This window comes from Pseudomonas putida W15Oct28 (genome assembly GCF_000708715.2).
GTDB classification, from domain to species: Bacteria; Pseudomonadota; Gammaproteobacteria; order Pseudomonadales; family Pseudomonadaceae; genus Aquipseudomonas; species Aquipseudomonas putida_R.
Map to the genome: position 1 here is coordinate 156,713 of NZ_JENB01000007.1, position 21,462 is coordinate 178,174.

Annotated in this window: 15 protein-coding genes and 1 pseudogene; 8 read left to right on the top strand and 8 right to left on the bottom strand. The window is 63.2% G+C overall.

Annotated features, from left to right (window positions below):
- The first annotated feature begins 86 nt into the window (after positions 1–86).
- Positions 87–992, top strand: a complete 906-nt coding sequence (locus AK81_RS06805; RefSeq protein WP_043197754.1) for a LysR family transcriptional regulator — start codon at positions 87–89, stop codon at positions 990–992.
- A 252-nt stretch (positions 993–1,244) separates the two neighbouring features.
- On the opposite strand, the gene AK81_RS06810 is transcribed toward AK81_RS06805, so the two are convergent.
- Entirely contained in the window at positions 1,245–2,114 is an 870-nt protein-coding gene (locus AK81_RS06810) for an isocitrate lyase/PEP mutase family protein (protein ID WP_043197755.1), read from the bottom strand.
- A gap of 438 nt (positions 2,115–2,552) precedes the next feature.
- Between AK81_RS06810 and AK81_RS06815 the strand changes: the two are divergent.
- Positions 2,553–4,003: pseudogene (locus tag AK81_RS06815) on the top strand (MDR family MFS transporter).
- 218 nt (positions 4,004–4,221) lie between these two features.
- On the opposite strand, the gene ttgR reads toward AK81_RS06815, so the two are convergent.
- Complete coding sequence (ttgR, locus tag AK81_RS06820; RefSeq protein ID WP_043197756.1) at positions 4,222–4,854, bottom strand: efflux transport transcriptional regulator TtgR; 633 nt, start codon at positions 4,852–4,854, stop codon at positions 4,222–4,224.
- A gap of 256 nt (positions 4,855–5,110) precedes the next feature.
- Here ttgR and ttgA point away from each other — a divergent pair, with 256 nt between their 5' ends.
- From ttgA to AK81_RS06850, 6 genes are all read left to right on the top strand, one after another.
- Positions 5,111–6,265 carry a toluene efflux RND transporter periplasmic adaptor subunit TtgA gene (gene ttgA / locus AK81_RS06825; protein WP_043197758.1) on the top strand — a complete coding sequence of 385 codons (1,155 nt, stop codon included), beginning with the start codon at positions 5,111–5,113 and terminating at the stop codon, positions 6,263–6,265.
- A 3-nt stretch (positions 6,266–6,268) separates the two neighbouring features.
- Positions 6,269–9,421 carry a multidrug efflux RND transporter permease subunit TtgB gene (gene ttgB, locus AK81_RS06830; protein WP_043197759.1) on the top strand — a complete coding sequence of 1,051 codons (3,153 nt, stop codon included), beginning with the start codon at positions 6,269–6,271 and terminating at the stop codon, positions 9,419–9,421.
- Positions 9,418–10,872, top strand: coding sequence for an AdeC/AdeK/OprM family multidrug efflux complex outer membrane factor (locus AK81_RS06835; RefSeq protein WP_043197760.1), 1,455 nt, complete (start codon positions 9,418–9,420; stop codon positions 10,870–10,872). Before ttgB ends, AK81_RS06835 begins: the two co-directional genes overlap by 4 nt.
- A 342-nt stretch (positions 10,873–11,214) precedes the next feature.
- Entirely contained in the window at positions 11,215–12,468 is a 1,254-nt protein-coding gene (locus AK81_RS06840; RefSeq protein WP_043197761.1) for an OprD family porin, read from the top strand.
- Between the two features lie 202 nt (positions 12,469–12,670).
- Positions 12,671–13,594, top strand: a complete 924-nt coding sequence (locus tag AK81_RS06845; protein WP_043197762.1) for a LysR family transcriptional regulator — start codon at positions 12,671–12,673, stop codon at positions 13,592–13,594.
- A gap of 194 nt (positions 13,595–13,788) precedes the next feature.
- On the top strand, positions 13,789–14,313 hold the full coding sequence (locus tag AK81_RS06850; RefSeq protein ID WP_043197763.1) for a DUF962 domain-containing protein: 525 nt from the start codon (positions 13,789–13,791) through the stop codon (positions 14,311–14,313).
- Positions 14,314–14,426: 113 nt separating this feature from the next.
- On the opposite strand, the gene pcaC is transcribed toward AK81_RS06850, so the two are convergent.
- From pcaC to AK81_RS06880, 6 genes are all read right to left on the bottom strand, one after another.
- Positions 14,427–14,822, bottom strand: coding sequence for a 4-carboxymuconolactone decarboxylase (gene pcaC / locus AK81_RS06855; RefSeq protein ID WP_043197765.1), 396 nt, complete (start codon positions 14,820–14,822; stop codon positions 14,427–14,429).
- A gap of 10 nt (positions 14,823–14,832) precedes the next feature.
- Positions 14,833–15,624: a 3-oxoadipate enol-lactonase gene (gene pcaD / locus AK81_RS06860; RefSeq protein ID WP_043197766.1), complete on the bottom strand. Its 792-nt coding sequence runs from the start codon at positions 15,622–15,624 to the stop codon at positions 14,833–14,835.
- An 11-nt stretch (positions 15,625–15,635) separates the two neighbouring features.
- Positions 15,636–16,988, bottom strand: a complete 1,353-nt coding sequence (locus tag AK81_RS06865) for a 3-carboxy-cis,cis-muconate cycloisomerase (RefSeq protein ID WP_043197767.1) — start codon at positions 16,986–16,988, stop codon at positions 15,636–15,638.
- Positions 16,989–16,997: 9 nt separating this feature from the next.
- Positions 16,998–18,287: an MFS family transporter gene (locus tag AK81_RS06870; protein ID WP_043197768.1), complete on the bottom strand. Its 1,290-nt coding sequence runs from the start codon at positions 18,285–18,287 to the stop codon at positions 16,998–17,000.
- Positions 18,288–18,488: 201 nt separating this feature from the next.
- Positions 18,489–19,691, bottom strand: a complete 1,203-nt coding sequence (gene pcaF / locus AK81_RS06875; RefSeq protein WP_043197769.1) for a 3-oxoadipyl-CoA thiolase — start codon at positions 19,689–19,691, stop codon at positions 18,489–18,491.
- A gap of 281 nt (positions 19,692–19,972) precedes the next feature.
- Entirely contained in the window at positions 19,973–21,319 is a 1,347-nt protein-coding gene (locus tag AK81_RS06880; protein ID WP_043197770.1) for an MFS transporter, read from the bottom strand.
- Positions 21,320–21,462 lie beyond the last annotated feature (143 nt).

Here is a 21,462-nt window from a genome sequence, read left to right on the forward strand (position 1 = left end):
TGAACAATGCCCAACAGCTTAGTTGCCCGATCCGTGACAAAAAATGCCATGCTTGAACATAGTTTGTTTCTAAAAACGGGCAAATCATGGACCGTCTCAACGCCATGCGCGTTTTCGTCACCGTCGTCGACCTGGGCAGCCAGTCGGCAGCGGCGGACCACCTGCAGCTGTCTCGCCCTGTGGTGTCGCGTTACCTGGCAGAGCTGGAAGACTGGGTTGGCGCGCGGCTGATGCAGCGCACCACTCGCAAGCTCAGCCTCACCGCCGCCGGCCAGGAAACCCTGCCCCGCTGCCGGCAACTGCTGGAACTGGCCGGCGACCTGCAGGCTGCGGTGCAGCAGCCGGATGACGCGCCAAAAGGCGCGCTGCGCATCAGCGTAAGCACCTCTTTCGGCCAGGCGCAGCTGGTGGACGCGGTGGCTGCCTATGTGCGGCGTTATCCTGGGGTGAAGGTGGAGCTGCAGATGCTCGATCGCACCGTCAACCTGGTGGATGAGCGCATCGACCTGGCCATCCGCACCAGCAACGAGCTGGACCCCAACCTGATCGCCCGACGCCTGAGCGTGTGCCGTTCGGTAGTGTGCGCGGCCCCGGCCTACCTGCGTGAGCACGGCGTACCGCAACAGGTCGAGGATCTGAGCCGGCACAACTGCCTTACCCATGCCTATTTCGGCCACAGCCTGTGGCATTTCGAGGTGGCAGGCCAGCAGGTCGCCGTGCCGGTGGCGGGAAACATCAGCGCCAACGAAGCGATGACATTGCAAAAGGCGGCGCTGGCCGGCGCAGGCATCGCCATGCTGCCGAGCTACCAGACCGCCGACGCCCTGCGCAGGGGCGAACTGGTGCGCCTGCTGCCCGAAGCGGAGCCGCGTACACTGAACCTGAATGCGGTATATACGTCGCGCAAGCACATGCCGGCGACCTTGCGCAGCATGCTGGATTTTCTGGTGCAGCGGTTCAAGGACGAACCGGAGTGGGATCGCGATCTGTAACGCTGAAATTGGCCTAAGCTGGAAGGTACCACCTAGCGCTGTAACAGGAGGTGAGTACCATGGGCATCAAATCCAGAAGAGTCGCCCTTGCCATGGCCCTGACGGCCGTCGCAGGGCTGTATGGTTCTGCCTGCTGGCGCGCCGAGCTGCTACGCAGCCAGCCCAGCGCCGCAGCCAGCTGCGAGCAGGCACATTGCGTGCCTCACACTGCAACCTTGAGCGCCGTCCGTTGAGTTGACGGCGCGCTGCCGGTCACTCTTCGACGCTCATGTATTCCTTGGCCCAGCGGATGTAATCCTCGGGCTGGGTGTAGGTGTGCGAGAGTTCGGTGGCGCTCAGGTTCTCCGACTTGTTCTGCTTGCCACGCTGCAAGCGCAGGCAATCGTAAGTGGCCTTGATCGCAGCGAAGTAGGCGCCGTGGCCATCGACTGCGATACGCACGCCCAGGCGCGCCAGGCGTTCATCATCATGCAGGTTGGGGTTGCCATAGGTGACCAGCATCAGCGGCACCGTCAGGTGCTCGGCAATCTGCTCGAGCTGCTCGAAGTCCTTTACGCCCACCATGCAGATGCCATCGGCACCGGCCTTCTGGTAGCTCTGGGTGCGCACGATGATTTCTTCGGTGGTGAGCACGCCAGCGTTGGTGCGGGCAATGATCGACAACGACGAATCGACCCGCGCCTCCAGGGCCGCACGAATCTTGCCGACGCCCTCATCAACCGGGATCAGGTCGGTGGACTTGCGCCCGAACTGGGCGGGCAGAAGGGTGTCCTCGATGGTCAGCCCGGCCACGCCGGCGCGCTCCAGTTCGATCACCGTGCGCATCACGTTCAGCGCGTTGCCATAACCGTGGTCGGCATCAGCCAGCACGGGCAATTGCGCTACCCGGCCAATACGGGTGGCCTGCTCGACGAACTCGCTGAGGGTAATCAGGGCGAAGTCCGGCGCGGCCAGTACCTGCAACGAAGCGACGGAACCGCCCAGGATGCCGACCTCGAAGCCCAGGTCTGCGGCAATGCGTGCCGACATCGGGTCGAACACCGATGCCGTGTGGTAACAGGAACCTGAAGCGAGCAGTTCGCGGAAGGCAAAACGCAGATCTTGATGGGAAGCCTTGGGCATGATCACTCCGCAAATAAGTTGAAATTTGAACGGTAACTACCGACCCCTGTAATCGGGTCTACCTGACCTGTTCCAACCGTCGCCATCTGGGCGGTCATGCTCGACATGCAGGCAGAGGAATAAAAGGTGTGGGAGACAGCGGCCTGAAAAACCTGCGGCATATTGTTGCACCAAGCTGGTGCAAGCCCCGGATTTCAGCCCCTGTGGCATACCAACGATATCACGCAGCCATGCATCACTGAATGAATGCGCCAATGCCGATTCGGCATAGGGGATGCAGATAGTACATAGGAAGCTACCTAACTCAGGTTACAATTCGCAGGCCTCTTCGCGGGCAAGCCCGCTCCCACAGGTACAACACATGGCCCGAAGTTGTGCTGCACCTGTGGGAGCGGGCTTGCCCGCGAAGAGGCCGCCACAGACAAACAAGGTATTCCCGTGACCGCCGCCCTGCCCCCCACCACCCTGCGCAACGTGCTGACCGCCCTGATGCTGGCGATCTTCCTCGGCGCACTGGACCAGACCATCGTCGCCGTGTCGCTGCCCGCGATCTCGGCCAGTTCAACGATGTCGGCCTGCTGGCGTGGGTCATCTCCGGCTACATGGTGGCCATGACCGTGGCCGTGCCGATTTACGGCAAGCTGGGTGACCTGTACGGGCGGCGGCGGATGATCCTGACCGGCATCAGCCTGTTCACCCTGGCCTCGATCACCTGCGCCCTGGCCCAGGACATGCAACAACTGGTGCTGGCCCGCGTGCTGCAGGGCATTGGCGCGGGCGGCATGGTCTCGGTCAGCCAGGCAATCATCGGCGACTTCGTGCCCCCGCGTGAACGCGGCCGCTACCAAGGCTATTTCAGCAGCATGTACGCAGTGGCGAGTGTCGCCGGGCCGGTGCTGGGGGGCTGGTTGACCGAGTACCTGTCATGGCGCTGGGTGTTCTGGATCAACCTGCCGCTGGGGCTGGTTGCCTTGTGGGCGATCCACCGGGCACTTGGCGGCATGCCCGCGCAGCGCCGCGAGGCGCAGGTGGACTACCTCGGCGCCGTGCTGCTGATCCTCGGCCTGGGCAGCCTGTTACTGGGCATCACCCTGGTCGGCCAGGGCCACGCCTGGGTCGACCCGGCCGTAGTGGCCCTGTTCGCCTGCGCCGTGCTGGGCCTGGCGCTGTTCATCGTTCATGAGCGCCGCTGCCCGGAGCCGCTGCTGCCCTTGGGCCTGTTCGGCAACCGGGTAGCCGTGTTGTGCTGGGGCGTAATCTTTATCGCCAGCTTCCAGTCGATTTCCCTGACCATGCTCATGCCGTTGCGCTACCAGGGCATCACCGGCGCCGGTGCCGACAGCGCCGCCCTGCACCTGCTGCCGCTGGCGATGGGGCTGCCCCTGGGCGCCTTCACCGGCGGGCGCATGACCAGCCGGACCGGGCGCTACAAGCCGCAGATCCTGGCCGGTGCGCTGCTGATGCCATTGGCCATTTTTGCCATGGCGTTGACCCCGCCACAGTCCGGGTGGCTCAGTGCATTGTTCATGCTGCTGACCGGCATTGCCTGCGGGTTGCAGTTCCCGACATCGCTGGTGGGCACGCAAAGCGCGGTGGACAGCAAGGACATCGGGGTGGCCACCAGCACCACCAACCTGTTCCGTTCGTTGGGTGGGGCCATGGGCGTGGCCTGCATGTCCAGCCTGTTGCTGACTCTGCTGCACCAGGGCGGGTTCGAAATGCTGGGGAATCCCTTGCTGGGGAGCTTGAAAGCCGGTGAGGTGGACCTGGTGACGCAGGGCCGGTTGACGGAGACGTTCCGGCATTTGCTGATGGGGAGTGCGCTGGTTGCGGTGCTGGGAGTGTTTGCGGCATTTGCCCTGCCCGACCGGCAATTACGCGGCCGCTGAACGAAGCACAGGCCCTGTAGGAGCGGCCTTGTGTCGCGATGGGCGGGGCGCAGCAGCCCCAGGATCTTGAATACAGCACAGATTGCCGGGGCCGCTTTGCGGCCCATCGCGACACAAGGCCGCTCCTACAGAACCTGTGCTTGGTTCAGAGCACTCGGAAGTATTAATCCTCTCTTAATACAGACGGGAAACACTCCCTCACAATCCTTAACAAAGTGTCATTTGCGCAGGGCCGGGCTCAAGCGCAGCATATCCAGCCCGGTGTCGACCCATTTTTCGACATCGCCCGCCAGATCGACACTGTCAGGCAGCAACAACCAGCGCCCGATCAGGCCATCGACATAGGCAAACATCGCCACCGCTGCGCGCTCGACATCCAGCGTGTCAGGCAACTGGCCTCGGCGAACGGCATTGGCCAACGCCAGGGCAATGCCCTTGTGGCAATCCAGTACTGCGCCTTGGCGCTGCTGGCGAATTTCACACATGTCATCGGTGAACTCGCACTTGTGATGCAGAATTTCATTGATACGCCGGGTTCGGGCATCGAGCACCAACTCGTTGAACACTTGCAGCAGCAGCTTGCGCATGCAGCCAAGCGGGTCGACTTCGTCCTCGCTTTCACTCGCCCGCGCCAAGTGGTCATGGGTTTCGTGCAGGCTGTCGAGCAGCGCCTGCACCAGCTCCGCCTTGTTGTTGAAGTGCCAGTAGATCGCCCCGCGCGTCACACCCGCGAGCTCGGCGATGTCGGCCAGGGTGGTTCGCGCAACCCCGCGCTTGTAGAAGGCCTTTTCCGCCGCCTCGATGATCTGGGCGCGGGTTTCCTGGGCTTCTTCTTTGGTTCGACGGACCATGGCAGTACAACCTCATCTGGCCCGAACGCACGGCGCGTACGGGGAACGTTCCGGGGGCACCTCTGCAGGGCGCCTCGCGGATGAGCTAATCAAGGACTGTGGAAGTACCCGAGTACACCCCAGCGGTATTTACAAACAACCATGAATGTAAGTATATTCCTTAGCAAGCTATTTATCCACCCGATAGCAATTTTTCCAGATCAAGACTCTTCCACTACTCTTGAGCGTTTCCTGCTCCACCGCCCCGAGGATCCTCATGCAATTCAAGCCAGCCGTTACCGCTCTGGTTTCCGCCGTCGCCCTGGCAACCCTGCTCAGTGGCTGTAAGAAAGAAGAAGCAGCGCCAGCGGCGCAGGCTCCTCAGGTCGGCGTGGTTACCCTTCAGCCGCAAGCCTTCACCCTGACCTCGGAATTGCCGGGGCGCACCACGTCCTACCGTGTCGCCGAAGTGCGCCCACAGGTCAATGGCATCATCCTCAAGCGCCTGTTCAAGGAAGGCAGTGAGGTCAAGGAAGGCCAGCAGCTGTACCAGATCGACCCTGCCGTGTACGAAGCCAACCTGGCCAATGCCCAGGCCAACCTGCAGGCTACCCGCTCGCTGGCCGAGCGCTACAAGCAGCTGATCGATGAGCAGGCCGTGTCCAAGCAGGAATACGACGACGCCAATGCCAAACGATTGCAGGCTGAGGCTGCGCTGAAAAGCGCACAGATCGACCTGCGTTACACCAAGGTGCTGGCACCGATCAACGGCCGCATAGGCCGTTCTTCGTTTACCGAAGGTGCGCTGGTGAGCAATGGCCAGACCGACGCCATGGCTACCATCCAGCAGCTCGACCCGATCTACATCGACGTCACCCAGTCCACCGCCGAGCTGCTCAAGCTGCGCCGTGACCTGGAAAGCGGCCAACTGCAGAAGGCTGGCGACAATGCAGCCTCGGTGCAGTTGGTGCTGGAAGACGGCAGCCTGTTCAAGCAGGAAGGCCGCCTGGAGTTCTCGGAAGTCTCGGTTGACGAAACCACCGGCTCGGTCACCCTGCGTGCGCTGTTCCCCAACCCCGATCACACCCTGCTGCCGGGCATGTTCGTGCATGCGCGGCTGAAGGCCGGGGTCAACGCCAACGCCATCCTGGCACCGCAACAGGGCGTAACCCGTGACCTTAAAGGCGCACCGACCGCACTGGTGGTCAACCAGGAGAACAAGGTCGAACTGCGCCAGCTCAAGGCCAGCCGTACCTTGGGCAGCGACTGGCTGATCGAGGAAGGCCTGAACCCGGGTGACCGCCTGATCACCGAAGGGCTGCAGTACGTGCGCCCGGGCGTCGAGGTGAAGGTCAGCGAAGCCACCAACGTCAAGAAGCCGGGCAGCCCTGATCAGGCCAACGCGGCGAAAGCAGACGCCAAAGCGGAGTAAACCATGTCGAAGTTCTTTATCGATCGCCCGATCTTCGCCTGGGTGATCGCCTTGGTGATCATGCTGGTCGGCGCCTTGTCGATCCTGAAGTTGCCGATCAACCAGTACCCCAGCATCGCGCCGCCGGCCATCGCCATCGCCGTGACCTACCCGGGCGCTTCGGCGCAAACCGTGCAGGACACCGTGGTGCAGGTGATCGAGCAGCAGCTCAACGGTATCGACAACCTGCGTTATGTATCGTCGGAGAGCAACTCCGACGGCAGCATGACCATTACCGCTACCTTCGAGCAAGGCACCAACGCCGACACCGCCCAGGTCCAGGTGCAGAACAAGCTCAACCTGGCCACCCCGCTGCTGCCTCAAGAAGTGCAGCAGCAAGGTATCCGCGTTACCAAAGCAGTGAAAAACTTCCTGCTGGTGATCGGCCTGGTGTCCGAAGACGGCACCATGACCAAGGACGACCTGGCCAACTACATCGTCTCGAACATGCAGGACCCGATCTCGCGTACTGCGGGCGTGGGTGACTTCCAGGTGTTCGGTGCGCAGTACGCCATGCGTATCTGGCTGGATCCGGCGAAGCTGAACAAGTTTCAGCTGACCCCGGTCGACGTCAAGACTGCGGTTGCCGCACAGAACGTGCAGGTATCTTCCGGCCAACTTGGCGGCCTGCCGGCCATGCCGGGTACCCAGCTTAACGCCACCATCATCGGCAAGACCCGCCTGCAGACCGCCGAGCAGTTCGAAAAGATCCTGCTCAAGGTCAACAAGGATGGCTCGCAGGTACGCCTGAGCGACGTCGCTGAGGTTGGCCTGGGCGGTGAAAACTATGCGGTCAGCGCCCAGTTCAACGGCAAGCCGGCCTCCGGCCTTGCGGTCAAGCTGGCCACCGGCGCCAACGCCCTGGACACTGCCAAGGCCTTGCGCCAGACCATCGCCGACCTGGAGCCGTTCTTCCCGCCTGGCGTGAAGGCCGTGTTCCCGTATGACACCACCCCGGTGGTCACCGAATCGATCAGCGGGGTAATCCACACCCTGATCGAAGCCGTGGTCCTGGTGTTCCTGGTGATGTACCTGTTCCTGCAGAACTTCCGCGCCACCATCATCACCACCATGACCGTACCGGTGGTGTTGCTGGGTACCTTCGGCATCCTTGCCGCCGCAGGCTTCAGCATCAACACCCTGACCATGTTCGCCATGGTCCTGGCCATCGGCTTGCTGGTGGACGATGCCATCGTCGTGGTGGAGAACGTCGAACGGGTCATGTCCGAGGAAGGGTTACCGCCCAAGGAGGCGACCAAACGCTCGATGGAGCAGATCCAGGGCGCCCTGGTGGGTATTGCCCTGGTGCTGTCGGCGGTACTTCTGCCCATGGCGTTCTTCGGCGGTTCCACAGGTGTGATCTACCGGCAGTTCTCCATCACCATCGTGTCGGCCATGGGCCTCTCGGTGCTGGTAGCGCTTATCTTCACCCCGGCGCTGTGCGCCACCATGCTCAAGCCGGTGAAGAAAGGTGAGCATCACACTGCCAAGCGTGGCTTCTTCGGCTGGTTCAACCGCAACTTCGACCGTGGCGTGCTGGGTTACGAGCGCAGCGTGGGCACCATCCTGCGCAACAAGGTGCCGTTCCTGCTGGCCTACGCACTGATCGTGGTCGGCATGATCTGGCTGTTCGCCCGCATTCCCACCGCCTTCCTGCCGGAAGAAGACCAAGGCGTACTGTTCGCCCAGGTGCAGACCCCGGCCGGTTCCAGTGCCGAGCGCACCCAGGTGGTCGTGGACCAGATGCGTGAGTACCTGCTGAAGGAAGAAGCCGATACCGTGGCCTCGGTGTTCACCGTCAACGGCTTCAACTTCGCTGGCCGTGGCCAGAGTTCGGGCATGGCGTTCATCATGCTCAAGCCGTGGGGCGAGCGTTCGGCCGAGAACAGCGTGTTCAACCTGTCGCAACGTGCCCAGCAACACTTCTTCAGCTTCCGCGATGCAATGGTGTTCGCCTTTGCCCCGCCAGCAGTACTGGAACTGGGTAACGCCACTGGTTTCGACGTGTTCCTGCAGGACCGCGCCGGCGTCGGCCACGCGAAGCTGATGGAAGCACGCAACCAGTTCCTGGCCAAGGCAGCGCAGAGCAAGATACTGATGGCCGTGCGCCCGAACGGCCTGAACGATGAGCCGCAGTACCAGCTGACCATCGATGACGAACGTGCCAGCGCCCTGGGCGTGACCATTGCCGACATCAACAACACCCTTTCGATTGCATTGGGTGCCAGCTACGTGAACGACTTCATCGACCGTGGCCGGGTCAAGAAGGTGTACATCCAGGGCGAACCAAACGCACGGATGAGCCCGGAAGACCTGCAGAAATGGTACGTGCGCAATGGCAAAGGCGAGATGGTACCGTTCTCCTCCTTCGCCAAGGGCGAATGGACCTACGGTTCGCCGAAGCTGTCGCGCTACAACGGTGTGGAAGCGGTCGAAGTCCTGGGTGCCCCGGCGCCTGGCTACAGCACCGGTGAAGCCATGGCTGAAGTCGAGCGCATTGTCGGCGAATTGCCTACCGGCATCGGCTACTCCTGGACCGGCATGTCCTACGAGGAAAAACTCTCCGGCTCGCAGATGCCGGCGCTGTTCGCCCTCTCGATCCTGTTCGTGTTCCTGTGCCTGGCAGCCCTGTACGAAAGCTGGTCGATCCCGATCGCCGTCGTGCTGGTCGTTCCACTGGGTATCATCGGTGCGTTGATTGCCACCAGCCTGCGCGGTTTGTCCAACGACGTGTACTTCCTGGTCGGCCTGTTGACCACCATCGGCCTGGCGGCGAAGAACGCGATCCTCATCGTCGAATTCGCCAAGGAACTGCATGAACAAGGCCGCAGCCTGTTCGACGCGACCATCGAAGCGTGCCGCATGCGCTTGCGCCCGATCATCATGACCTCGCTGGCGTTCATCCTCGGCGTGGTACCGTTGACCATCGCCAGTGGCGCCGGTGCCGGCAGCCAGCACGCCATCGGTACCGGTGTGATCGGCGGCATGATCAGTGCGACCGTGCTGGCTATCTTCTGGGTACCGCTGTTCTTCGTCGCAGTGTCGTCGCTGTTCGGCAGCAAAGAGCCGGAAAAAGACGCCACCCCTGAAACTCCACGTTATGAGGCTGGGCAATGACCAAGTCTTTGTTGTCCCTGGCGGTAACCGCTTTCATTCTTGGCGGCTGCTCGCTGATCCCTGACTACCAGACCCCGGAAGCACCGGTGGCCGCGCAGTGGCCGCAAGGCCCTGCGTACTCGCCGACCCAGTCGGCAGACGTTGCTGCAGCCGAACAGGGCTGGCGCCAGTTCTTCCACGACCCGGCACTGCAACAGCTGATCCAGACTTCGCTGGTCAACAACCGCGACCTGCGTGTCGCGGCGCTGAACCTCGACGCCTACCGTGCGCAGTACCGCATTCAACGTGCCGACCTGTTCCCGGCGGTTTCGGCCACCGGCAGCGGCAGCCGCCAGCGCACGCCAGCGAACATGTCGACCACTGGTGAATCCAGCATCAATAGCCAGTACTCGGCCACTCTCGGCGTCAGCGCCTATGAGCTGGACCTGTTCGGCCGCGTGCGCAGCCTGACCGAGCAGGCCCTGGAAACCTACCTGTCCAGCGAGCAGGCGCGTCGGTCCACGCAGATCGCCCTGGTGGCCAGCGTGGCCAACGCCTACTACACCTGGCAGGCCGACCAGGCGCTGTTCAAGCTGACCGAAGAAACGCTGAAGACCTACGAGGAAAGCTACAACCTCACCCGTCGCAGCAATGAAGTGGGTGTGGCTTCGGCACTCGACGTCAGCCAGGCGCGCACCGCCGTGGAAGGCGCCCGGGTCAAATACTCGCAGTACCAGCGCCTGGTCGCCCAGGACGTCAACAGCCTGACCGTGCTGCTGGGCACCGGCGTTCCTGCCAACCTGGCCAAGCCGCTGGAGCTCAATGCCGACCAGCTGGCCGAAGTACCGGCCGGCCTGCCGTCGGACATCCTCCAGCGTCGCCCGGACATCCAGGAAGCCGAGCACCTGCTCAAGGCCGCCAACGCCAACATTGGTGCCGCCCGTGCAGCGTTCTTCCCGAGCATCAGCCTGACCGCCAACGCCGGTAGCCTGAGCCCCGACATGGGGCACCTGTTCGCGGGTGGCCAGGGCACCTGGCTGTTCCAGCCGCAGATCAACCTGCCGATCTTCAACGCCGGCAGCCTGAAGGCCAGCCTGGACTACTCGAAGATCCAGAAGGACATCAACGTCGCCAAGTACGAAAAAACCATCCAGACTGCCTTCCAGGAAGTCTCCGATGGCCTGGCCGCGCGCAAGACCTTCGAAGAGCAGTTGCAGGCTCAGCGCGACCTGGTGCAGGCGAACCAGGACTACTACCGCCTGGCCGAACGCCGCTACCGCATCGGTATCGACAGCAACCTGACCTTCCTCGACGCCCAGCGCAACCTGTTCAGCGCCCAGCAGTCGCTGATTACCGACCGCTTGTCGCAGCTGACCAGCGAGGTCAACCTGTACAAGGCGCTCGGTGGTGGCTGGTACGAGCAGACCGGGCAGGCCAACCAGCAGGCATCGGTGGAGACACCGAAAGGCTGATTGCGTTTGTAGCAGCACCAAGCCCACCTTCGCGGTGGGCTTTTTGTTATCTGTTGCCTGTACCGGCCTCTTCGCGGGTATTGCACAGGTCATGAACCTTGCGCCGTACCTGTGGGAGCGGGTTCACCCGCGAAGAGGGCGATACAGGAAAACAATTAACTAACTGGAACATTCCGTTCGATTATCGCCCCGTTCCGTTTGCGACGAATTGCCTCACCCCCGCGCTTCCCCGCAACATCCCCTTACGCAACGTTGCCCAAGTTCATCAAAAAAGACCCGCACCTGCAGGCTCGACCCAGCAGTGCACCGGCTCGCCCCATAAAAACAAGAGATCCACGACAGATGAGCACTTTGCAACCCGCACGCCAGCTGCTGCCCGGCCTGTTGGCCATGTCCTGCGCCTTCCCGCTGTTTGCAGCCGAAGGCGGTTTCATGGAGGACGCCAAGGCCACCCTCAACCTGCGCAACTTCTACATCAACCGCAACTTCGTCGACCCGGCCCACCCGCAGGGCAAGGCCGAAGAGTGGACGCAAAGCTTCATTCTCGACGCCCGCTCCGGCTTTACCCAAGGCACCGTCGGTTTTGGTGTGGACGTGTTGGGCATGTACTCGGTCAAGCTCGACGGCGGCAAAGGCACCACCAACACGAACCTGCTGCCGGTGCATGACGACGGCCGCCCGGCCGATGATTTTGGCCGCCTGGGCGTGGCGCTGAAAGCCAAATTGTCCGAAACCGAGCTGAAAGTCGGTGAATGGATGCCGGTACTGCCCATCCTGCGCTCGGACGATGGCCGCTCGCTGCCGCAAACCTTCCGCGGTGGCCAGTTGACCTCCAAGGAAATTGCCGGCCTGACGCTGTACGCCGGCCAGTTCCGCGGCAACAGCCCGCGCAACGACGCCAGCATGGAAGACATGTCGATGAACGGCAAAGGCGCGTTCACCTCCGACCGTTTCAACTTCGGCGGCGGCGAGTACACCTTCAACGACAAGCGCACCATGATCGGCCTGTGGGATGCCCAGCTCAAGGACATCTACCGCCAGCAGTACCTGAACCTGACGCACAGCCAGCCGCTGGGCGACTGGACCCTGGGCGCCAACCTGGGCTACTTCATCGGCAAGGAAGACGGCGCAGAGCGCGCCGGCAAGCTGGACAACCGCACCGCCTCGGCCATGCTTTCGGCGCGCTACCAGGGCCACACCTTCTACGTCGGCCTGCAGAAGGTCAGCGGTGACGATGCCTGGATGCGGGTCAACGGTACCAGTGGCGGCACCCTGGCGAACGACAGCTACAACGCCAGCTTCGACAATGCCAAGGAGCGGTCCTGGCAGGTGCGCCATGACTTCAACTTCGCTACCGTCGGCGTGCCAGGGCTGACCCTGATGAACCGCTACATCAAGGGTGACAACGTCACCGTGGGCAGCGTGGATGATGGCAAGGAATGGGCACGCGAGACCGAGCTGGCCTATGTGGTGCAGTCGGGCAGCTTGAAGGACCTGTCGGTCAAATGGCGCAACTCCACCATGCGCCGTGACTTCAGCACCAATGCGTTCGATGAGAACCGGTTGATTGTGAGTTACCCGCTGAATCTCCTTTGAATGCTTCGCGGGCACGCCCGCTCCCACAAGACCGCCACAGTTTTAAGAAGCTGTGCCGATCCTGTGGGAGCGGGCGCGCCCGCGAAGAGGCCAGAAGCCCATTCAAATAACTTAAAGATATAAACAAATCCATAAACCTTCTTGGACGACATAAGCTGTAACAGCTTGAATAGGGCCCTGATTCCCGCCCCAGAGCCGTGACATGGACCTCCGCCAGCTGCGCTACTTCATCGCCCTCACCGAATACCGCAGTTTCGTCCGTGCCGCCGAGGCCATGGGCATCACCCAACCCGCCTTCAGCCGCGCCATCCAGGGCCTGGAACACACGTTCGGCTGCCCGCTGGTAGACCGCGCCAGCAAGGCCCTGCTGCCAACCCCAGAAGGCCTGGTGGTACTGCAACACGCCCGCCGCCTGGTGCAGGGCGCCGCGCAACTGAGCAACGAAGTGCTGCAAATGACCAAGCTCGACGCCGGCGAGCTGCATTTCGGCAGTGGCCCGGCGCTGGCCGTGCGCCTGGTCCCCGACGCCTTGCGCCACTTCATCGAGCGCCACCCGGGCATCCGCACTTCGCTGCTGGTGGACAATGCCGAACGCCTGGGCCAGGCCCTGCGCCGTGAACAGATCGAGTTTTTCGTCGACGATATCCGCCCGTTCGAAGCCGACCCCAACTTCCACACCGAGCCCCTGTCGCCACGCCCCGGCCTGTTCTTCTGCCGGCCGGGCCACCCGTTGCTGGCCAAGGACAGCCTGTCGACCAACGATTTGTTCAGCTACCCGCTGGCCAGCGCCCTGCTCGCCCCCGGCGTGCGCAAGCGCCTGGCCAACCTGAGCGGGCGCAGCGACTTCCTCCCGCACCTGCAGACCGAGCACCTGGCCATACTGCGCAGCGTGGTGCAGGCCAGCGACGCCATCGGCACGGCCAGCGAGGAGGCCGTGGCCGAAGACCTGGCCGCAGGCACACTGGTACGCCTGCACTGGCGCAACCTGCCGCCGGCGCTGGAGGTGTTGAGTGTGCGCTGCGGGGTGGTCAGCCGTAGCGGTTACCGGTTGTCGCCGGCGGCGCGGGCGATGATCGAGACACTGGTGGGGCTGGATACGCCAGTAAGGGCTGCTGCCATTCGCTGAGCTGATGATAGTGGTGGCTGCGGGCTATCCTGATCACTATCAGGTCACTGGTTGCTTGTACTGGCCTCTTCGCGGGCTTGCCCGCTCCCACAGGTAATCCACCAGGTTTGAAAAGTGTGGTGATCCTGTGGGAGCGGGCAAGCCCGCGAAGAGGCCGGTACAGGCAAAACAAAGCTGAACAGGGAGGCACAACAATGAAAACCCTCGTCGACCACCTGAGCCAATATGCCAGCTACCACCGCGACCCACGCAACATCGCCACCCACTTCGTCGGCATCCCGATGATCGTGCTGGCAGTCACTATCTTGCTATCGCGCCCTGGCGGGGAAGTGGCAGGCATGTGGCTGTCCCCTGCCCTGCTGGCAGCGGCGGCTTCGGTATGGTTCTACCTGCGCCTGGACCTGCGCTTCGGGCTGGTGATGGGGCTGCTGCTGGGCCTGTGCCTGTGGGTCGGCCAGGTGCTGGCAGTACAGACGACAGCGCTGTGGCTTAGCGCCGGGCTGGGGGCATTCGTGGTGGGCTGGGTCATCCAGTTCGTCGGCCATTACTACGAAGGCCGCAAACCTGCATTTGTCGACGATGTCAGTGGCCTGATCATCGGGCCGCTGTTCGTGGTGGCAGAAGCGGCGTTCATGCTGGGCCTGTGCCCGGCCCTGAAACAGGCCGTAGAAAACAACGCAGGCCCGGTAGCCATGCGTCAGAAGAACACGGCAATGTAAACATCCCACGGCCCTATCGCCGGCAAGCCAGCTCCCACAGGGAATTCACTGCCCTCAAGCCTGATGCAATCCCTGTGGGAGCTGGCTTGCCGGCGATAGGGCCAGTGCAGGCATTACTGCTCTCGAGACTCTACACCCAGCTCGTCCCACACCGATTCGGCCATGTGGAAGGTGGCGTTGGCCGCCGGAATACCGCAATAGATCGCGCTCTGCATCAGCACTTCCTTGATCTCGTCACGGGTCACGCCATTGTTGGCCGCGGCGCGCAGGTGCAGTTTCAGCTCGTCGTTGCGGTTCATGCCGATCAGCATGGCGATGGTGATCAGGCTGCGGGTATGACGTGGCAGGCCCGGGCGGGTCCAGATATCACCCCAGGCGTGGCGGGTGATCATTTCCTGGAACTCGCCGTTGAAGTCATTGAGCTTTTCCAGGCTGCGGTCCACGTGGGCATCGCCCAGTACCGCACGGCGCACTTGCATGCCGGCGTCGTAACGTTGTTTCTCATCCATGGCGTTGTCCTCAGTGAGCCAGCAGGAAGTCGAGCACGCGGCGGCTGAACGCCTCACCGATTTCGACGTTGGACAGGTGCGCTGCCGGGAAGTCGACGTATTCGGCACCTTCGATACCGGCCTGCATGAAGCGGCCATGTTCAGGGGTGGTGACCACGTCTTCGGTGCCGGCAACGATCAGCGCGGGCACCTGGATGCGGCCCAGTTGCTCACGGTAATCGGCATCACGCACGGCTGCGCAGTTTCCGGCATAACCCTGCGGGCTGGTTTGCGCCAGCATCTGGCAAATGCGCTGGGCTTGCTCAGGCTGGGCCTGGGCAAAGCCTGGGGTGAACCAGCGGGCGATGGAGCCGTCGCGCAGGTCGACCATGGCCTGCTGGCCACCTTTGAGCACGGTGTCGATACGGGTGTTCCACACCTCGTCATTGGCGATCTTGGCGGCGGTGTTGCACAGGGTCAGGCTGTGCAGGCGCGGGCCTGCGTTGATGCCCAGCCACTGGCCAATCAGGCCACCCATCGACAGGCCGACGAAATGTGCCTTCTGGATGTCCAGGCCATCGAGCAGGGCCAGCACGTCACCGCCCAGCTGTTCGATGCTGTAAGGGCCTTCGGTGACCAACGAGGCACCATGGCCACGGGTGTCGTAGCGCAGCACGCGAAAGTGCTGGCTCCACAGCGGAATCTGGGTGTCCCACATGCCCAGGTCGGTACCCAGGGAGTTGGACAGGACCAGCACCGGGGCGTTTTCCGGGCCATCGATCTGGTAGTTCAAAACGCCATCGGCCAGTTGCAAATGCGCCACAGCAGTCTCCTTCAGGCAGTGAAATGTTGATGTTCGGATACGGCGCGCGCCACCCAGACGCGGGCCTGGCCCAGGTAATGGGCAGGGTCGAGCAGGCGATCAAGTTCTTCGGCAGACAGCTCGGCACTGACCTGCGGTTCGTCACCCAGCACCGCACGCAGGTGGCGCTGTTCGGCCACGGCGCGCTGGCAGCATTGCTCCAGCAGGTGGTGGGCACGGTCGCGGCCCAGGCGTTGGGCGAGGACGATACTCACCGCTTCTGCCAGCACCAGCCCTTGGGTCAGGTCGAGGTTACGGCGCATGCGCGCTGCGTCCACTTCCATGCCCTCGGCAATCACCTGGGCCTGGCGCAGTGCACCGGAGACCAGGCAGCAGATGTCCGGGAGGGTTTCCCATTCGGCATGCCACAGGCCCAGGCTGCGCTCGTGCTCCTGGGGCATGGCGGCGAACAGCGTCGACACCAGCCCCGGCACGCGGGTCGCGGCACCGATCAGCACCGCAGCGCCCACCGGGTTGCGTTTGTGCGGCATGGTCGAAGAGCCGCCCTTGCCCGGCGCGGAAGGCTCGAATACCTCCCCCGCCTCGGTTTGCATCAGCAGGCTGATATCGCGGCCGAACTTGCCCAGGCTGCCGGCCACCAGGCCCAGCACCGAGGCAAACTCCACCAGGCGATCACGCTGGGTGTGCCAGGGTTGCTCGGGCAGGGTCAGCTTCAGTTGCTCGGCCAGGGCCTCGGCCACCGGCATCGCCTTGCTGCCCAGCGCGGCCAGGCTGCCCGAAGCACCGCCAAACTGCAGCACCAGCAGGCGCGGGCGCAGTTCCTGCAGGCGCTGACGGTGGCGGGTCAGAGCCCCCAGCACGCCAGCCAGTTTCATGCCCAGGGTCACCGGGGTCGCATGTTGCAGCCAGGTGCGGCCCACCATTGGCGTATCGGCGTGCTTCAAGGCCTGCTGCGACAAGGTATCGGCCAGTTTGCCCAAGTCGGCTTCGATCAGGTCGAGGGCATCGCGCAACTGCAGGACCAAGCCGGTGTCCATCGCGTCCTGGCTGGTGGCGCCCAGGTGCACATAGCGCTCGGCCTCGGGTACGCCACTGGCAATCACCTTGCCCAACGCCTTCACCAGCGGGATTGCCGAGTTGCCAGCGGTGGCGATGGCATTGGCCAGCGCAGCCACGTCATAGCGCTCGGCCTGGCATGCCGCCTCAATGGCAGCCACGGCGCTGTGCGGGACCAGCCCGGCAGCGGCTTCGGCACGGGCCAGCGCGGCTTCGAAATCGAGCATGCCCTGCAAGCGGCCACGGTCGGAGAAAATCTCGCGCATGGCCGGCGCGGTGAAGTAGGCGTCGAACAATTGGTTGGTCATGCCACGTCCTTAGTCATCGTGGTGCAGGTACGCGGCCTGCTTCGGCAGGCGCAGGCTGAACAGGAAGGCAATCGCCATCATGGCCGTCACGTACCAGTAGAAAGTGTTTTCCATGCCCAGGGTCTTCAGGCCCAGGGCCACGTACTCGGCGGAGCCGCCGAATGCCGCGTTGGCCACCGCATAGGCCAGGCCCACACCCAGCGCACGCACCTGTGGCGGGAACATCTCGGCCTTCACCAGGCCGCTGATCGAGGTGTAGAAACTGACAATACACAACGCCAGGCTGATCAGCACGAAGGCCATGAACGGGCTGGTCACGGTTTTCAGCGCCATCAGCAGCGGCACGGTGCACAGGGTACCCAGCGCGCCAAACAGCAGCATCGAATTGCGCCGGCCGATGCGGTCGGACAGCATGCCGAAGAACGGCTGCACCACCATGAACAGGAACAGCGCGCCGGTCATCACATAGCTGGCGTTTTTCGCCGTCATCCCGGCGGTGTTGACCAGGTACTTCTGCATGTAAGTGGTGAAGGTGTAGAAGATCAGCGAACCGCCAGCGGTGTAGCCAAGCACGGTGATGAAGGCCGCCGCATGGTTGCGGAACAGGCCCTTGATGCTACCTGCATCTTTGTCGTTGCGGGCTTCGGCACTGCTGGTTTCGTGCAACGAGCGGCGCAGCATCAACGAGATCAGCGCGGCGATGGCGCCGACCACGAACGGAATCCGCCAGCCCCAGGCGCGCAGTTCGTCCTCGGTGAGCAACTGCTGCAGGATCACCACCACCAGCACGGCCAGCAACTGGCCGCCGATCAAGGTGACATACTGGAACGAGGCAAAGAAGCCGCGCTGCCCACGCAGGGCCACTTCACTCATGTAGGTGGCAGTGGTGCCGTACTCGCCGCCCACCGACAGCCCCTGGATCAGGCGGGCCAGCAACAGCAACGCCGGGGCCCAGGTGCCAATGCTGGCGTAAGTGGGCAGGCAGGCGATCATCAGCGAGCCGAAACACATCATCAGCACCGAGATCATCAGGGAATTCTTGCGACCATGGCGGTCAGCGAGGCGGCCGAAGATCCAGCCACCAATGGGGCGCATCAAAAAGCCTGCGGCAAACACACCGGCCGTGTTCAACAACTGCACGGTGGGGTCGTCGGAGGGGAAGAAGGCCGGGGCGAAGTAGATTGCGCAGAAGGCGTAGACGTAGAAGTCGAACCATTCCACCAGGTTGCCTGATGAGGCACCGACGATAGCGAAGATGCGCTTGCTGCGTTCTTCGCCGGTGTAATAGGTTGAGGTCATGACGGTTTTACTCCTGGAGGGTCCTAGGTAAGTCTAGACATACCTGGTAACACACTCGTTCCGCTATCTGGCTGGCAATTGGCCTTGTGTCTAACAAGGCCGGCCTCTTCGCGAGCAAGCCCGCTCCCACAGGTTTTCGTTGTGCAGTGGGCAACGATCATCCTGTGGGAGCGGGCTTGCCCGCGAAGAGGCCAGTACAGGTCAAACCCGCTCGATGGCCAACGCCAGGCCCTGGCCAACCCCTACACACATGGTCGCCAGCCCTTTACGCCCACCACTCTTCTCCAACTGATGCAGCGCCGTCAGCACCAGGCGCGCACCGCTCATGCCCAGCGGGTGGCCCAGGGCGATTGCGCCGCCGTTAGGGTTCACCTGCGGCGCATCATCGGCCACACCCAGCTCACGCAGCACTGCCAGGCCTTGGCTGGCAAAGGCTTCGTTAAGCTCGATCACATCGAAATCACTCATCGCCACACCCAGGCGCTCGGTCAGCTTGCGCACTGCCGGTACCGGGCCAATGCCCATCACCCGTGGTGCAACACCGCCGCTGGCCATGCCCAGTACCCGGGCACGCGGGGTCAGGCCGTGCTTCTTCACCGCTTCCGCCGACGCCAGGATCAGCGCCGCAGCACCGTCGTTCACGCCCGAGGCGTTGCCAGCGGTGACAGTCTTGTCCGGGCCGTTGACCGGCTTGAGTTTGGTCAGCGCCTCCAGCGTGGTTTCCGGGCGCAGGTGCTCGTCGCGCTCGACGATGGTTTCGCCCTTCTTGTGGGCAATGCGCACCGGCACGATCTCTTCGGCGAAGAAGCCAGCCGCCTGGGCGGCGGCAGCTTTCTGCTGGCTGCGCAGGGCGAAAGCGTCCTGGTCAGCGCGCGAAACCTGGTAGTCGTCGGCCACGTTGTCGGCGGTTTCCGGCATGGAGTCCACGCCGTACTGGCTCTTCATCAGCGGGTTGATGAAACGCCAGCCGATGGTGGTGTCTTCAAGCTTCATGTTGCGCGAATAGCCGCTTTCAGCCTTGCCCATGACGAACGGTGCGCGCGACATCGACTCGACGCCGCCGGCAATCGCCAGTTCCATTTCGCCGCTGGCGATGGCGCGGAAGGCGGTGCCGATGGCATCCATGCCCGACGCGCACAGGCGGTTCAGGGTGACGCCCGGGATGCTCTCCGGCAGGCCGGCCAGCAGCAGCGCCATGCGCGCCACGTTGCGGTTGTCTTCACCGGCCTGGTTGGCACAGCCGAAGAACACTTCATCAACCTGGTCCCACTGCACTGCAGGGTTGCGCTCGATCAGCGCTTTCAGCGGCACGGCAGCCAGGTCGTCGGCACGCACACCCGCCAGGGCGCCGCCGAAGCGGCCGATCGGGGTGCGGATGGCGTCACAGATAAATACGTCGCGCATTAGGCTTCTCCTGCCGCTGGCCATGGGCCGCGGCGGTACGTGTGGAGGCTACTGGTCAGGGTGCTTCGATGAGCTCAGATTAAGGAGAGTGACGGTAGGCTTACAATCCGATAATCGACTATCCGTGCGGTTATCGAACCATTTGTTACGCTGCTACTTATCTGCATGCTGGGGCTGCTGCGCAGCCCTATCGCGACACAAGGCCGCTCCTACAGGGGATCGCGTTTCCCTGTAGGAGCAGCCTTGTGCTGCGAATGGGCCGCAAAGCGGCCCCCCGCTTCTCAGGTTGCGTCGGCGTGGCTCACCAGCCCTTTCACGATCACACCTACAGCCGCCAGCGCCGCAGGCACCAGCAACGCGGTCAGCACCTGCTCGAAGTTCCACCCCAGCCCCAGCAGCGTCGCGCCGCTCCAGGCCCCGAGAATCGCACCGAAGCGGCCGATACCCAGCATCCACGATACACCCGTGGCACGGCCCTGGGTCGGGTAGAAGCGTGCCGCCAGCGACGGCATCGCCGACTGCGCACCGTTCACGCACATACCCGCAATCAGCACCAGGGTGGCCAACACGGTGATGTTGCCCAGGCTCTGCCCGACGGCGTAGGCGAACACCCCGGCCAGCAGGTAGAAAATGCCGATTACCTTGTGCGGGTTGTAGCGGTCCATGGCCCAACCCACACCCACCGCACTCAGCACGCCGCCGAACTGGAACAGCGCACCGATGAACGCGGCCTGCTCCATGCTCGCGCCGCTGTCACGCATCAGCGTAGGCAGCCAGCTGGTCAGCAGGTAGACGATCACCAGGCCCATGAAGTAGGTCAGCCACAGCAGCATGGTGCCCAGGCCGTATGTGCCGGAGAAAATCACCGCAAACACGCTGCGTGCGGCAACAGCCTTTTGCTCTGGCACGCTGAAGCTGCCCGCCTCGGCCACCACCTGCGGCGCAATGGGCGACAGGGTCTTGCGTATCTTGTCGGTACCACGGTTGCGCACCACCAGGAACCGCGCCGACTCCGGCAGCCAGACCATCAACACCAAAGCCAGCAACAGCGGCAGCACGCCGCCGATTACCAGCAGGCTGTGCCAGCCATAGGCCGGGATCATCTTGGCGGAAATAAAGCCACCACCGGCCATGCCCAGGTTGAAGCCGCAGAACATGCTGGTCACCAGCAGCGACTTGAGGCGCTCGGGGGTGTATTCGGACAGCAGCGTGGTGGCATTCGGCATGCCGGCCCCCAGGCCCAGGCCGGTCAAAAAGCGCAGTACCAGCAACTGGTCGACGTTGGTGGCGTAGGCCGAGGCCAGGCTGAAACCGCCAAACACCAGTACCGCGCCCACCAGCACACCTTTGCGGCCGAAGCGGTCAGCCAACGGCCCGGAGCCCAGGGCACCGAACACCATGCCGATCAACGCGGCGCTCATCACCGGGCCGAGGCTGGCCCGGTCGATGCCCCACTCCTGCGACAGCGCCGGGGCGATGAAGCCCATGGCGGCAGTGTCCAGGCCATCGAGGAAGACGATCAGGAAGCACAGCAACACGACCCGCCACTGGTAGCGGGACAGCGGCTGCTGATTGATGAACGACTGGACGTCGAGGCTTTTGCCGACGCTGTTTTGCGCTTGGTTCATTGTTGTTATCCAGAATGTAGGGCACAGCCAGACCCCTGCACGCGGGCAACCGGTACAGAGGACGATGATTGGGGAATATGGCCTGCGTCAGCCTGGATACAACGGTACTGCGTGCGGGTGCGGCCGCAGCAGTAAGTGGACAG

What these genes read in the sequence shown, in the direction of transcription:
- AK81_RS06805 (WP_043197754.1), top strand. Translation starts at nt 87, where the DNA reads ATGGACCGTCTCAACGCCATGCGCGTTTTCGTCACCGTCGTCGACCTG.
- AK81_RS06810 (WP_043197755.1), bottom strand. Translation starts at nt 2,114, where the DNA reads ATGCCCAAGGCTTCCCATCAAGATCTGCGTTTTGCCTTCCGCGAACTG.
- ttgR (WP_043197756.1), bottom strand. Translation starts at nt 4,854, where the DNA reads ATGGTCCGTCGAACCAAAGAAGAAGCCCAGGAAACCCGCGCCCAGATC.
- ttgA (WP_043197758.1), top strand. Translation starts at nt 5,111, where the DNA reads ATGCAATTCAAGCCAGCCGTTACCGCTCTGGTTTCCGCCGTCGCCCTG.
- ttgB (WP_043197759.1), top strand. Translation starts at nt 6,269, where the DNA reads ATGTCGAAGTTCTTTATCGATCGCCCGATCTTCGCCTGGGTGATCGCC.
- AK81_RS06835 (WP_043197760.1), top strand. Translation starts at nt 9,418, where the DNA reads ATGACCAAGTCTTTGTTGTCCCTGGCGGTAACCGCTTTCATTCTTGGC.
- AK81_RS06840 (WP_043197761.1), top strand. Translation starts at nt 11,215, where the DNA reads ATGAGCACTTTGCAACCCGCACGCCAGCTGCTGCCCGGCCTGTTGGCC.
- AK81_RS06845 (WP_043197762.1), top strand. Translation starts at nt 12,671, where the DNA reads ATGGACCTCCGCCAGCTGCGCTACTTCATCGCCCTCACCGAATACCGC.
- AK81_RS06850 (WP_043197763.1), top strand. Translation starts at nt 13,789, where the DNA reads ATGAAAACCCTCGTCGACCACCTGAGCCAATATGCCAGCTACCACCGC.
- pcaC (WP_043197765.1), bottom strand. Translation starts at nt 14,822, where the DNA reads ATGGATGAGAAACAACGTTACGACGCCGGCATGCAAGTGCGCCGTGCG.
- AK81_RS06865 (WP_043197767.1), bottom strand. Translation starts at nt 16,988, where the DNA reads ATGACCAACCAATTGTTCGACGCCTACTTCACCGCGCCGGCCATGCGC.
- AK81_RS06870 (WP_043197768.1), bottom strand. Translation starts at nt 18,287, where the DNA reads ATGACCTCAACCTATTACACCGGCGAAGAACGCAGCAAGCGCATCTTC.
- pcaF (WP_043197769.1), bottom strand. Translation starts at nt 19,691, where the DNA reads ATGCGCGACGTATTTATCTGTGACGCCATCCGCACCCCGATCGGCCGC.
- AK81_RS06880 (WP_043197770.1), bottom strand. Translation starts at nt 21,319, where the DNA reads ATGAACCAAGCGCAAAACAGCGTCGGCAAAAGCCTCGACGTCCAGTCG.